7 protein-coding genes and 4 pseudogenes are annotated in these 14,757 nt (G+C 37.9%); 8 read left to right on the plus strand and 3 right to left on the minus strand.

What is annotated here, in order from left to right; genetic code table 11:
* Positions 1-27: 27 nt before the first annotated feature.
* Positions 28-582, minus strand: a complete 555-nt coding sequence (locus tag H3Z85_03805) for a thioredoxin family protein (GenBank protein ID QPQ52597.1) — start codon at positions 580-582, stop codon at positions 28-30.
* Between the two features lie 309 nt (positions 583-891).
* Here H3Z85_03805 and H3Z85_03810 point away from each other — a divergent pair.
* The 4 genes and pseudogenes from H3Z85_03810 to H3Z85_03825 all read left to right on the plus strand — a co-directional run bounded on the left by H3Z85_03810 (position 892) and on the right by H3Z85_03825 (position 7,785).
* A pseudogene (locus H3Z85_03810) lies at positions 892-1,487 on the plus strand (TetR/AcrR family transcriptional regulator).
* A gap of 363 nt (positions 1,488-1,850) precedes the next feature.
* Positions 1,851-3,011, plus strand: a complete 1,161-nt coding sequence (locus H3Z85_03815; protein QPQ52598.1) for an efflux RND transporter periplasmic adaptor subunit — start codon at positions 1,851-1,853, stop codon at positions 3,009-3,011.
* Between the two features lie 40 nt (positions 3,012-3,051).
* Positions 3,052-6,234: an efflux RND transporter permease subunit gene (locus H3Z85_03820; GenBank protein QPQ52599.1), complete on the plus strand. Its 3,183-nt coding sequence runs from the start codon at positions 3,052-3,054 to the stop codon at positions 6,232-6,234.
* A gap of 138 nt (positions 6,235-6,372) precedes the next feature.
* The gene (locus H3Z85_03825) at positions 6,373-7,785 is read left to right on the plus strand and encodes an efflux transporter outer membrane subunit (protein ID QPQ52600.1); all 1,413 of its coding nucleotides are present in this window, start codon (positions 6,373-6,375) and stop codon (positions 7,783-7,785) included.
* A gap of 166 nt (positions 7,786-7,951) precedes the next feature.
* Here H3Z85_03825 and miaA read toward each other — a convergent pair whose 3' ends face one another.
* Complete coding sequence (gene miaA, locus H3Z85_03830) at positions 7,952-8,866, minus strand: tRNA (adenosine(37)-N6)-dimethylallyltransferase MiaA (protein ID QPQ52601.1); 915 nt, start codon at positions 8,864-8,866, stop codon at positions 7,952-7,954.
* Between the two features lie 43 nt (positions 8,867-8,909).
* Between miaA and H3Z85_03835 the strand changes: the two are divergent.
* From H3Z85_03835 to nadA, 3 genes and pseudogenes are all read left to right on the plus strand, one after another.
* Positions 8,910-9,766, plus strand: a pseudogene (locus H3Z85_03835) (YicC family protein).
* An 82-nt stretch (positions 9,767-9,848) separates the two neighbouring features.
* On the plus strand, positions 9,849-10,412 hold the full coding sequence (gene gmk, locus H3Z85_03840; GenBank protein ID QPQ52602.1) for a guanylate kinase: 564 nt from the start codon (positions 9,849-9,851) through the stop codon (positions 10,410-10,412).
* 101 nt (positions 10,413-10,513) lie between these two features.
* Positions 10,514-11,532, plus strand: a pseudogene (gene nadA / locus H3Z85_03845) (quinolinate synthase NadA).
* A gap of 151 nt (positions 11,533-11,683) precedes the next feature.
* Here the strand turns inward: nadA and H3Z85_03850 are convergent.
* Positions 11,684-11,854 (minus strand): hypothetical protein, encoded by a 171-nt coding sequence (locus tag H3Z85_03850; GenBank protein QPQ52603.1) that lies wholly within the window; start codon positions 11,852-11,854, stop codon positions 11,684-11,686.
* 446 nt (positions 11,855-12,300) lie between these two features.
* Between H3Z85_03850 and thrA the strand changes: the two are divergent.
* Positions 12,301-14,750 (plus strand): annotated as a pseudogene (gene thrA / locus H3Z85_03855) (bifunctional aspartate kinase/homoserine dehydrogenase I).
* The last annotated feature ends 7 nt before the right edge of the window (positions 14,751-14,757 follow it).

The following is a 14,757-nucleotide window of genomic DNA, read 5'->3' on the forward strand; positions in this document are numbered from 1 at the left end:
TTTCCATTCTCCATTTTCAATTCAAAATTATTTCCACTTAATATTGCATCCCATGCTTGGTCTCTGAATTTCTTCCTGTGGTTCTCCCGCCAATAGATTTTCAAAAGCGATGATTAAGTCTTCCCCCGTTACATCTTTATTATTTCCTGGTCTTGAATCATCCATCTGACCTCTGTAAACAAGATCCAGTTTATCGTCAAAGAAATAAAAATCAGGAGTACATGCTGCATCATAGGCTTTTGCTACTGCCTGGCTTTCATCAAATAAGTAAGGGAAATCAAATTTCCTTTCGATCTGGAATTCTATCATTTTCTCCGGAGAGTCAGCTGGATATTTCTCGATATCATTTGCATTGATAGCAATGAATTCAATTCCTTTATCATTATAATCTTCATAGAGTTCATTGATCTTATCGATCACATGAAGCACAAACGGACAATGGTTACACATAAAGATAACCAGTGTTCCTTTTTCTCCTTTCAGCTCTTCCAGAGACTGAATTTCATTCGTTTCTGAGGGGTTCGGAAGCTCAAAAAAAGGTGCTTTTGTTCCTAATGCCAACATATTTGAGGGAGTATTCATATCCTTTTTCTTTAGTTCACAAAGATAAAGATTTCTTTGATTATACGATAAGGAAGATCAACATGAGAGGTTAAAGTCATAGAATCTGCAAAAAAGTTTTATGCCAATTATATTTATTGACCAAGGCTATTTACTGTATTAATTTTTACAATAACCTGAAGATTATAGTCTTGTATCGGCTTCTGTTACTAATTTCTTTAAGTTCAAACCATATGATATTCCCTGCTTTTTATCATTAAATCAAAATAGGGTTTGGAAGATATCTTAAAAAGTTTGTAGTTTTGCTAACACTGTTAGAAAAGAAATATCATGGGCCTACATGAACGTCGTCAAAGAGAAAAAGAATCCATCCGTGCAAATATTTTGCAGGCGGCTTTCACTTTGGCTAAAAATGAAGGCTGGGCTTCTCTTTCAATGCGTAAAATTGCAGATGCTATTGAATACAGTGCACCTGTAGTTTACGATTATTTTGAAAACAAGGAAGCTATTTTATTTGAAATCTCTCTGGACGGTTTCCATAATTTACACATTGAATTATTAAAAGCACAGAAAAAACATGACACTCCGGAAGAGCAGCTCGTTGCTATCGTTGATGCTTACTGGAACTTTGCTTTTAAAAATAAAGAATATTATCAGCTCATGTTTGGGCTGGGCATGCAATGTTGCGGAAAAGGACAGATGAAAAAGAATTTTCATCATTTCAGGAAATGATTTATGAATGTACGTATGAGATTATCAAAAAGAACGGATCAAATCCGGATAATGCCTGCCATATGTCACATGCGTTATTTTCGGCAGTTCATGGTATGATCTCTATTATGATGATGCGTAATGCAGACATTCCTTCTACAATGAACAAATCGGCTCTGGATGAAACTGTTTCATCTTTTATTAAGTCTTTGTAAAATTTTTTTGAACTAAAAATTAACACCGTTAGGAAATTTAACACCATATTAAGTTAACTATTTCATTTAAAAATTAATTAAAAGCAGAAAGTACAATGTAAACTTTTACCAATTCAAAAATCAAGGTAATCATTTACCTTAATAATTAACACTGTTAGTAAAAATAACACAGATACACCTCATCTTTTTATATATCAATCAACATTAAACAATTTTTCAATTATGGACATTATCGACTTGATCGGGCATTAAATAATCTGTCATTTTTTTTGAACAAAAAATTAACACTGTTAGGAAAAAATACAGCATTTATTAGCAAAAACATTACTTAAATCAACACTTCATTAAAAAAATTAAACCAAAATGAAAATACCTGGAAAAACAAGCTTTATTGTACTTATTTCAAGTATAATTCTTTTACAAAGCTGTACGAAGGCTGCAGAGGGATCGAACACTGCGCCGCCAGCTCCTGAACTTCCGGTTTATACCGTTATATCGTCTCCTGCCACAACCTACCAGGAATTTCCTACCGCTTTGGAAGGGAAAAACAATGTAGAGATCAGATCTCAGGTAGATGGATATCTGGATAGAATTTATGTAGAAGAAGGCGCTTATGTAAGAGCCGGACAACCATTATTTAAAATAGATTCAAGAAGCTACGGCGAACAGATGAATATGGCTCAGGCCAATTTACAGGCTGCTAACGCCAATATCGAAAAAGCAAGAGTAGAAGTTGACAGACTTCAGCCCTTGGTTGCCGCAAAAGTAGTTTCTGACGTTCAGCTGAAGACCGCAAAAGCCAATTATGCAGCAGCCGTAGCAGCCGCTTCACAAGCCAAAGCATCTGTAGGAAGTGCAAGAATCAATGTAGGTTTCACCACGATTACGGCTCCCGTAAGTGGATATATCGGAAGAATTCCTTACAAAAAAGGAAGCCTGATCTCAAGAACAGACCCGAATCCATTGACTTTATTATCAGACATCAGTGAGATTTATGCTTACTTTTCTTTAAGTGAGCTTGACTTCATTGCTTTTCAGAATAAATACCCGGGAGGAACATTAGAAGAGAAACTAAAGAATATGCCTATGGTGGAATTGGTAATTGCTGATAACAGTACCTATCCCGAAAAAGGAAGACTAAGCATTGTAGACGGACAATTTGATAAAACAACCGGAGCCATCAGCGTTCGTGCCGTTTTTCCTAACGCCAGCGGAACTTTGAGAACAGGAAATACCGGAAGAGTACGTATGCCGCAACTTCTCTCCAATGCAGTCGTTATCCCTCAGGAATCTACTTTCGAAATTCAGGACAAAACCTACGTATATGTATTGGGCAAAGATCAGAAAGTAACCGGAAAGCCTATCAAAATATCCGGAAAAACAGACAGCTATTACTTTATTTCTGAAGGCCTTTCTCCAGGTGAGAAAATCGTTTACACCGGCATTGGAAACTTAAAGGACGGAGCATCTATCAGACCGAAAAATATTTCTTCCGACAGCTTGCTAAGAGCAAAACCTTTATAGTCAGTTTCAGATACAGAAGACTTAAAAAAATAAACTTCTTATGTTAAAACAATTTATAGAAAGACCGGTACTTTCAACGGTCATCTCCATCATACTCTTATTATTGGGAGCTTTATCTCTCTTTAATTTACCCATTGCCCTCTTTCCGGATATCGCTCCACCGAGCGTTCAGGTAACGGCATTTTATCCGGGAGCGAATGCTGAGGTTGTAGCGCGTTCTGTCGCTACTCCAATTGAAGAAGCGGTAAACGGAGTTGAGAATATGACCTATATGACGTCAAACTCAAGTAATGACGGTACCATGACCCTGAGCGTTTTTTTCAAACAGGGATCTGATCCTGATAATGCTGCCGTAAACGTACAAAACCGTGTATCGAAAGCGATGAGTCAGCTTCCACAGGAAGTGGTACAAGCAGGGATCTCAACACAAAAGGTTCAGAACAGTATGATCATGTTTATGGGTCTTACCAGTGAAGATGCCAAACAATACGATGAGCTTTTCCTTCAAAATTACCTGAAGATCAATGTCATCCCTCAGATACAGCGTATTCCGGGGGTAGCTCAGGCGCAGGTATTCGGAACAAGAGATTATTCGATGAGAATCTGGTTGAAACCTGATCGTCTGGCAGCTAATAACCTTTCTCCGCAAGAAGTTCTCGGAGCCATCAAAGATCATAATCTTGAAGCAGCTCCCGGCCGACTTGGACAGGGAAGTAAGGAAACGTATGAGTATATCCTTAAATATAAAGGAAAACTGAATAAGAATGAAGATTACGAAAGCATTGCCATCAAAGCCAATAGCGACGGTTCTTTCTTACGTTTAAAAGATGTGGCAAGAGTGGAATTCGGTTCTTATACTTATACAGCCACCAACAGGGTTGACGGTAAGCCTGTGGCAGGATTTGCCATTCTTCAGACTGCGGGTTCCAACGCAAATGAGATCCTTACCGAAATCGAAAAGCAGGTGAAAGTAATGGAAACCACTTTACCAAAAGGGGTGAAACCTATCATCATGTATAATTCCAAGGACTTTTTGGATGCTTCCATTCATCAGGTGGTAGAAACGCTTGTAATTGCATTCATCCTTGTATTTATTGTCGTTTATATTTTCCTTCAGGATTTCAGATCTACGTTAATCCCTGCGATTGCGGTTCCCGTTGCCATCATTGGTACTTTCTTCTTCCTTCAGTTGTTTGGGTTCAGTATCAATATGCTTACCTTGTTTGCGCTGGTTCTGGCCATCGGTATTGTGGTGGATGATGCGATTGTGGTGGTGGAAGCTGTCCATTCCAAAATGGAGCAGACAGGAATGCCTGTAGAACAGGCAACAATGAATTCCATGAGTGAAATTTCAGGAGCAATTATCTCTATTACCCTCGTGATGTGTGCGGTGTTTATTCCGGTAGGTTTCATGCAGGGACCGGCAGGAGTTTTTTACAGACAGTTTGCCTTTACACTAGCGATTGCTATTCTTATTTCTGCAGTCAATGCATTAACGTTAAGTCCGGCATTGTGCGCTATGTTCTTAAATGACCCTCAGGGAGAACACGGTGAACATGGCCATAAAACAGGTTTTGGAGCGAGATTCTTCAATGCTTTCAATGCGAGCTTCAACAGCATGACCAGAAAGTATATTTACAGCCTTAAATTTTTAATCAAAAATAAATGGGTTGCCATTGGAGGTTTGGTTCTTATTACTGCAGTAAGTGTATTTTTGATTAAAAAAGCTCCGTCAGGATTTATCCCTACAGAGGACCAGGGATTTGTCTTGTATGCTGTAAACACTCCTCCGGGAAGCTCACTGGAAAGAACCCACAGAGCCACTGAACAGATTGACAAAATCATCAATGCTGAAAAAGCGACCAACCACCTTTGGGTAGCCGATGGGATGAACTTTATCAGTAATGCCAATGCTTCTCCCTATTCTGCCGGTTTTATAAAGTTAAAAGACTATGACAAACGTGGAGAGATGAATGATCCGGACCAGATCGCAGCAATGCTGACAGGAAAGGTAAGCCAGGTGAAAGATGCCAACGCATTTTTCTTTAACTTCCCTACTGTACAAGGTTTTGGTAACGTTTCCGGTTTTGAATTTATGCTTCAGGATAAAACAAACAGTTCTTTTGAACAATTGGGGACAACCACTCAGAAATTTATCGGTGAATTGATGAAACGTCCTGAAATTGCGTTTGCCTTTACCACTTATGCAGCAGGAAACCCTCAGTACACGATTGATGTAGATACTGATAAAGCAAATCAACTGGGAGTTTCTGTGACAGAATTGATGCAGACCATGCAGATTTATTTCGGAAGTAGTTTCGTATCAGATTTCAACAGATTCGGAAAATACTACCGTGTGATGGCTCAGGCCGATATTCCGTACCGTACAGATGCCAACTCTCTGGAAGGGATTTATGTAAAAAATAAAATGGGCGAAATGGTGCCGGCAAAAACATTAGTTACTTTAAAGAGAACTTTCGGTCCTGAAACTGTAACCAGAAACAACCTGTTCAATGCAGTAACCATTAACGGAACTCCCAAACCAGGATACAGTACCGGCGATGCCATTAAAGCCGTGGAAGAAGTAGCACAACAATCACTACCAAGAGGCTACGGCTACGAGTGGACAGGGATTACCCGTGAAGAGATTAAAACAGGAGGACAGACTGTATTTATTTTCCTTTTAAGTATTCTGTTTGTTTACTTCCTGCTGGCTGCACAATATGAAAGTTATATTCTTCCGTTTGCTATTATTCTTACTATTCCGACAGGAGTATTCGGAGTATTTGCTTTCACCGGAATGGCCGGAATTGATAATAATATTTATGTACAGGTAGGATTAATCATGCTTGTAGGATTACTGGCCAAAAATGCCATCCTGATTGTAGAGTTTGCCGTACAGAGAAGAAAAGCAGGAAAATCATTAATAGAATCGGCCCTTCAGGCTTCAAGATTACGTTTAAGACCGATCCTGATGACATCTTTCGCATTTATTGTCGGAATGCTTCCGTTGGTATGGACGCAGGGAGCTTCTGCAAAAGGTAACCATTCCATCGGATACAGTACCGTAGGAGGAATGCTTACAGGAGTAATCTTCGGAATATTTATTATCCCGGTAATGTATGTGGTTTTCCAATATCTGCACGAAAAAATGCCAAGCAGAAAAAAGAAAAGACTGCAGAAACAACAACTGGAAGCAGAGCTTTTATCAAGCCCTCAATAATATAAATCACTTGAAAACTCTTGAGGAATATGACATCTGCAAAAGTCACAAAGGTTTTATAACACCACTTAAGTGATCTTGAAAATAAAAATATTCCTCAGGGTTTTGTACTTCATTAAAGTTTATTAAATAAAAACTATGAAAAGATTAAAAAATATAATTCTCACATTCGCAATAGCATTAGGCTCAGTTTCGTGTGTGTCAAAACTGGCATTCGCAGAACCGGACCTTCCGCTTCCTGAAAAATTCCGGTTGACAGCTACAGCTGATACCGCAAGCGTTGCCAATCTGGAATGGAAAGAGTTTTTCAATGATCCTATTTTGCAGGGATTGATTGAAAAAGGAATTAAAAATAATTATGACTTACAAATTGCTTTAAAACAAGTTGCAGCTTCACAGGAAAAACTGAAGCAAGCCAAATACATGCAATATCCCGATGTTGGATTTGGAGTAAGCGGACAGATTTCAAAACCCTCTAAAAACAGCATGAACGGACAAAGTTTAAATCTGTTTTTAGGGCAAAATCATGTAGAAGATTACAATGCAGCTTTTAACCTTTCCTGGGAAGCGGATATTTGGGGAAAAATCAAAAATCAGCAGGAAGTTTCAAAGATGCAGTACCTTCAGACTTATGAAGGTTCAAAAGCAGTTCAAACCCAGGTGGTAGCCGCTATTGCCCAGGGTTATTATAATCTTTTGATGCTTGATAAGCAATTGAATATTGCCAAATCTAATCTGGAACTGACCAATAATACGTTACTGATTACTCAGAAAATGTGGGAAAGTGGCGACACAACTTCTTTAGGGGTACAACAGGCAAATGCCCAGAAACAGGCAACAGAACTTCTGATCACTCAATTAGAACAGAATATCGCTATTCAGGAAAATGCATTAAGTATCCTGGTAGGAGAAATACCCAATAAAGTAAACCGAACGATTGAAATGTCTGACACTTCGCTTCCCCAGAACATTACAGCAGGACTTCCTGCAGCTATGGTAAGCCGCAGACCGGATGTTCGTCAGCAGGAACTTGTTTTACTGGAATCTAATGCCTTAGTGGGAATAGCACAGGCTAATATGTATCCTGCATTGAAAATCACTGCAAACGGAGGAGTTAACTCTTTTAAATTTGATAACTGGTTTCAGATTCCGGCATCATTATTCGGTTCGGTATTGGGAGGAATCGCACAACCTATTTTCCAGAAGAAACAATTGAAAACAGACCTGGAAGTAGCTAAAATACAGAGAGAGAAAAATGTACTGGCATTCCGTCAGTCTGTATTGAATGCAGTAGGAGAAGTTTCTGATGCTTTGGTTTCTAATGAAAGCTTAAAGGTTCAGGAACAAAAAGCAACAGAGCAAACTACCACTTTAAAAGACGGAATTAAAAGTGCACAGCTTCTTTACAGAGGAGGTTCAGCTAATTATCTGGAAGTAATTACTGCACAGGGTAATTCTCTTCAGGCAGAGCTCAATCTTGCTTCCATTAAGAGACAGAGATTAAGCAGCATTGTAGATTTATACAGAGCGCTGGGCGGCGGTTGGAAGTAGTAATAAATTATATTGTTTTAATGCGGTTCTGAGGAGCCGCATTTTTTTTTGACAGATTCTCTTATAACGCATCATAATAGATCTTTTTTACGACATTGCGATTTCAACCACATAGGCACATAGATTTTCTGCGTTATTTAAAGGTATTGGGGCTTTCGTGGTAAAATTAGTATTGAAACTGTTCGGAAATCCAGTGAAGCAGCTCCTTATAATCCTGCGGAGAATATCCCAACTGCAAATAATGAATATCAGTAGCTTTCCTGTACCATGTCAATTGACGTTTAGCATATCTGCGGCTGTTTTTTTTAATTTCAGAAACCGCAAAATCAAGGTCCCACTCTCCATCAAGATATTTGAATAATTCAGAATAGCCAACCGTATTTAAAGCAGTGAGCCCTTTGAATTTTTCCAGACCTTTTACCTCATCAAGCAGTCCGTTTTCCATCATGATATCAACACGACGGTTGATTCTGTCGTACAGCTCTTCCCGCGGAGCTTCTATCCCGATTCTGATCACATTGAAATCTCTGGAGTCCTGGGAAACAGCAATTTGTTCTGAGTATTTTTTATTGGTTTGCCAGATCACATCAATTGCCCGTAAAAGTCGGCGATGATTATGAATATCTACTACTGCAAAATATTCCGGATCCAGTTCCTGTAAAATTTGCTGAAGCTTTTCAACCCCTTCCTCCTCCATGATTATCTGAAGTTTTTCCTGATTTTCAGGGTTTGCTTCCGGTAAATCATTCAAACCTTCAATTACGGCTTTTTCATACATCATACTTCCGCCAACAAGAATGACCGTATCATGATTTTTGAAAAGTTCATTGAGTTTTTGTAAGGCGTCTTCTTCATATTGCCCTATAGAATAATAGTCTTCAACGGATAGATTGCCTATAAAATGATGAGGTGCTGCTGCCAATTCTTCTTCGGAAGGTGCTGCTGTTCCTATTTTCATTTCCTTAAAAAACTGTCTGGAATCACAGGAAACAATCTCTGTTTTGAAATGCTGAGCCAAATCAATTGCCAATCTCGTTTTACCAATTCCGGTGGGTCCTACTACAGAAATCAAATTTTTCACATTGCTAATTTAAATGTTTATCTTTGTACAACAATAAAAAACTATGATTTTATCAATGACCGGCTTCGGTAGAGCCGAAGGTGTTTTTGAAGGAAAAAAATAACAATAGATATTAAATCGTTGAATAGCAAAAGCTTTGATTTAAATATTAAAATTCCTTTACGTTATAAAGAAAAAGAATTTGAAATCAGAAAAATTCTTAACGATAGAATTATCCGTGGAAAAGTAGATTGCTACGTCAACCTGGAGAATCTTGAAGAATCTAATGATGTAAAAATTAATAAGAGTTTAATTGATTCCTATATCAACGAACTTAAAAATATTGCCTCCGACGGACCTGACTTCGAATATCTTAAAATGGCAGTGAGGCTTCCAGATGCTATCACTTCCAGGCCTGATGAACTGACAGAAGGTGAATGGGAAGCACTGGCAAAAATTGTCAACGCTGCTGTAGACCGTTTTGAAGAATTCAGAACAACTGAAGGTAGCATTCTCCATGAGGAATTAAACAGAAATATTCAGAATATCAATAAATATCTGGGTGAGGTGATTCCATTTGAAGAAGAAAGAATCGTCAGTGTGAGAGAGCGTTATCAGAAAACCCTTAAAGAATTTGAAAACGTTGATGAAACCCGTTTCTATCAGGAAATGGCTTATTTCACTGAAAAGCTTGACATTTCAGAAGAAAAAGTAAGACTTACCCAACATCTTAAATATTATAAAGAAGTGATGGATAATGAAGATTTCAATGGGAAAAAACTCGGTTTTATTTCTCAGGAAATCGGAAGAGAAATCAATACATTAGGTTCCAAAGCCAATCATGCAGAAATCCAGAAACTGGTAGTGATGATGAAAGATGACTTGGAAAAAATTAAAGAACAAACCTTAAACGTGTTGTAGTTACGAGGTACGAGATGCATAGGGCATTCATTTCTAAAAGTGAGGACCAAAGCTCGAAACCCGAAGCCCGAAACTAAAAAATATGGATAAAGTAATTATATTTTCAGCACCATCAGGGAGCGGAAAAACTACATTAGTAAAACATTCTTTGGAAACATTTCCTGAACTGAAATTTTCAATTTCATGTACTACGAGACAGCCAAGAGTAAGTGAAGTTCATGCCGTGGATTATCATTTTTTATCACCTGATGAATTCAGACAAAAAATATCAGAAGGTGCTTTTGTAGAATATGAAGAAGTGTATACTGACAAATATTACGGAACTTTAAAATCTGAGGTAGAAAAAATCTGGAATCAGGGAAAAGTTGTTATTTTTGATGTAGATGTGAAAGGAGGTATTTCTCTAAAAAAATATTTTGGTGAAAAAGCTTTATCAATTTTTATAGAACCACCTTCCATTGAAGAATTGGAACGAAGATTGGTTTCAAGAAATACCGATGATGCAGAAACCATTAAAACCCGTGTAGAAAAGGCAGAAGAAGAAATGTCTTACGCCGGCGAGTTTGACAAGATCGTGATCAATACCGATCTGGATGTAGCTAAAAAAGAAATAGAAAGTTTAATAAAAAGTTTTATCAGTAACTAAAAGCTGGAAGATAGAAGCAGAATGATGTAGGTAATCACAATACTCAGATCTGACTTCTAATTTCTAACCTCTACTTCTGATAATAAAAAATTGAGGTTGATATGAGTACCGAAACATTAGAAAAAGCTAAATCTGCAATTCCTGTAAAAGGTTTTCTGGATATAAAGGATATCGCAATTCCTCAGGGTGAAGATTTGGTAAAAGCCATTCTTAAACTTAAAGAGGAAAAAAATGCCGTAATTCTTGCCCATTATTACCAGCCGGGAGAAATCCAGGATATTGCTGACTTCCTGGGAGATTCTTTACAGCTGGCAAGACAGGCTAAAGAAACAAATGCCGACATGATTGTATTTTGTGGAGTACATTTCATGGCAGAAGCTGCTAAAATTCTTAACCCAACTAAAAAGTAGTTCTTCCCGATACAATGGCCGGATGCTCTCTGGCAGACGGATGTTCAGGAGAAGGATTGAGAAAAATGCGTGAGCAGCATCCGAATGCTTTAATAGCAACATACATCAACTGTAATGCAGAAACTAAGGCGGAAAGTGATATCATCGTTACGAGTTCAAATGCTGAAACAGTTATTGAAGCTCTTCCAAAAGACAGACCTATCATTTTTGCTCCGGATAAGAACCTGGGAAGATATTTATCTAAGAAAACCGGCCGTGATATGATTCTATGGGACGGAAGCTGTGTTGTACACGAAGCATTCTCTATGGAAAGAATTGCCAAACAGCTGGCAGATAATCCGGATGCCAAATTAATCGCGCACCCTGAAAGTGAGGAAGCTGTATTAAAGCTTGCCCATTTCATTGGTTCTACCTCTGCTCTCCTGAATTATGTAGAAAAAGACGATTGTCAGAAATTCATCATCGCTACTGAAGAAGGAATTCTTCACGAGATGAGAAAACGGGCTCCTCACAAGGAACTGATTCCTGCTCTTGTTTTTGATGAAAGCTGTAACTGTTCAGAATGTTTCTACATGAAACGTAATACAATGGAAAAATTGTACTTATGCATGAAATATGAGCTTCCTGAAATTCTTATCGACGAAGAATTAAGATTGAGAGCATTAAAACCCATTGAGGCGATGCTTGATCTTTCAAAAAGTATAAAATAAAAGTAGCTGTCTCCTTTATTGGCAAAGTCAAATGCAGGAGACAGCCTTTTTTATTATTAAATCATAGGTGCATAGCAGGCTGCCGGCTTGCTTCAGCATCCCTATTCACCCGTACGGAAGTCTTGTTTTCCGGTTAAAAAACTATAATTTACTACAGCATTGGTGTGTAGCATTTCCCTCCGTGTCTCAGCCAGCATCCCCATTTTCCACCGCCCATCATACATACAAATTGCTCACCACCGCAGGCATCTATCTGGTCTTGCGTAATACCTCCACTGATACATTTCTGCTCTTGTCTTGATAACTTTTTAATTGTTTTCATAATGTTTTAATTTTTAATATTAGAAATAAAGAACACCTGCTAAAATGTTCCTCTGTTATGGATTTTACTTAATTTTCTTTTTATCTATTTAAAATTTAACGCTACAATAACCATCAATAAAATAATTTAAATATAAGAATTTCAAATAATTAAGCCAAAAGTTTCAATAAATATATCTCTAAAAAATGAGTTATTAATTTTTCTTCTGTACACTTTGCTATTTCAAAATAATTTGTACATTTGTTCTCGAACAATGAATTTTCTAAGAAACATATCTGATATTTCTGCCCTGAAATCACTTATTTCAGGCATATCTTCTGTTTCTACATTCACAACTACAACAACTACCCCATAACGGGGTAAATTTTCACATATTATTTCGGGCACCTGTACTCTTTTTTTAAAGAGTAACCATTTCTTTTTACTCAACCTCAAATAAATAATTGATGAAAATTTTAAAATTCGGCGGTACATCTGTCGCCAATGCACAGAATATCCTTCTGGTAGAAAACATAATAAAAAAGAATCTTCACAAAACAAAATTGTTGTAGTTGTATCGGCACTGCATGGTGTTACAGACAATCTGATCAAAGCTGCCGAACAAGCCGCTGTTAAAGATGATTCTTATGCTCAAACTATTAAAAATCTTGAAGAAAAGCACCTGCAGCTGGTGAGAGAACTTATTCCCGTTCTGGAGCAGAGTTCATGGCTAAGCTTTGTAAAAAAACATTTTAATGACCTTGAAGATATTTACAACGGAATCCTTGTTTTAGGTGAATTAACAGACAGAATCAAGGATAAAATTGCTTCATACGGAGAATTTTTATCCTCAAATATCATCGCAGCAAGGCTTCACTATCAGGGCTCAGATTGCTTGTGGATGAATTCTGCAGAATTGATCAGAACTGACAGCAATTTTACCAATGCAAAAGTAAATACGGAAGTTACAGAAAAGAACATCCAAAGATACATGAATGAACACCAGAATCAGATTATCATCGGACCTGGTTTTATCGCTCAGGATGAAAATAACAATATGACCACTTTAGGAAGAGGAGGGTCAGATTACACAGCGTCCATCATTGCTGCTGCAATTCACGCAGAAGAGCTTCAGATATGGACAGATGTAAGCGGAATGATGACTGCAGACCCACGTATGGCATCGAACGCCAAACCCATTTCAGAAATATTCTATCACGAAGCGATGGAACTTTCCCATTTCGGGGCAAAAGTTCTTTACCCTCCTTCCATCCAGCCGGTTATGACCAAAAATATTAATCTGAAAATCAAAAATACATTCGTTCCTGATGCCGTTGGAACCTTAGTTTCCCATTCCCTTAACAATTCAGAATATGAGAATAAGCAACTTGCGGTAGGGATTTCCAATATGAGTCATATTGCCCTTCTTACCATTGAAGGCAGCGGAATGGTTGGCGTTCCGGGTATATCAGCAAAGCTGTTCCAGGGATTAAATCATGGGAATATAAATGTCATCCTCATTACACAAGGTTCTTCAGAGCATTCCATTACTGTTGCCATTCATGAAAAAGATATATATTCAGCTGAAAATGCGATCAATACTTCCTTTGCAGACGATATCAATTTAAAAAGGATTTCTCCTGTAAAAATTGAAACGGGCTTATCTATTGTGGCGTTGGTGGGCGAAAATATGAAAAGCAGAAGCGGGGTAAGTGCAAAAATGTTCGGGTGTTTAGGAAATAACGGAATCAATATCAGAACTATTGCACAAGGTTCTTCAGAGAGAAATATCAGCGTTGTAATCTCTGACAAAGATACCCGGAAGGCCGTCAATATACTTCATGAGGAGTTTTTTGAATCCGAAATTAAGCAGGTACACCTTTATATCTGTGGAACCGGGAATGTGGGATCCAAACTGATCCAACAGATCTATAATCAAAACCGTTACCTGCAGGAGAACCTCTTGATCAATTTAAGAATTGCCGGACTTTCCAACAGCCGTAAGATGCTCTTTTCAGACAAGGGAATACAGGAAGAAGAATATGCAGGATGGATTGAACAGGGACAGGATGCCTCAGCAAAGGATTTTGCAGAAGAAATTATTTCTCGAAACTTAAGAAATTCGGTCTTCATCGATATTACTGCAAGTTCCGAAATTCCGAAAGTTTATGAAAGTCTGTTAAAAAGAAGTATCAATATCGTAGCCTGTAATAAAATCGCGGCCTCATCAGATTTTGAAGAATATAAAAACTTGAAGGATACGGCAAGAACCCACAACTGTAAGTTTTATTTTGAAACCAATGTAGGGGCAGGACTTCCTGTCATAGGTACCATCAATGATCTGATCAAAAGCGGAGACAAAATAACTTCTATTGAAGCGGTACTCAGCGGAACTTTAAATTTTGTATTTAACAATTATGATGGAAGCAGAACATTTTCAGAGGTTGTAGCCCAGGCACAAAAAGAAGGATATACAGAACCGGATCCCAGATTAGATTTATCTGGTACCGATGTAGCCCGTAAAATTTTAATCCTTGCCAGAGAATCAGGATATCCTCTTCAATTTGAAGAAATTGAAAACATAGGTTTTCTTCCTGAAGCATGTATGGAGGGAAGTGTAGAAAATTTCTATGAAAAACTTACCGAATACGAAGATCATTTTAAAAATTTATGGTCCGATGCACAAAAGGAAGGGAAAATACTAAAATATGTCGCTGAATTCAAGGAAGGAAAAGCTAAGGTCGGTCTGCAGCATGTTTCTCCGGAAAGCGATCTTTTCCACCTGTACGGAAAAGATAATATTGTCATTTTTAAAACATTGAGATATTCAGAACAACCATTGGTCGTAAAGGGTGCCGGTGCAGGCGCTGAAGTGACTGCCAGCGGTATTTTTGCAGACATTATACGTTCCATTTAAAAACAGA

It is taken from the genome of Chryseobacterium indologenes (assembly GCA_016025055.1).
GTDB classification, from domain to species: Bacteria; Bacteroidota; Bacteroidia; order Flavobacteriales; family Weeksellaceae; genus Chryseobacterium; species Chryseobacterium indologenes.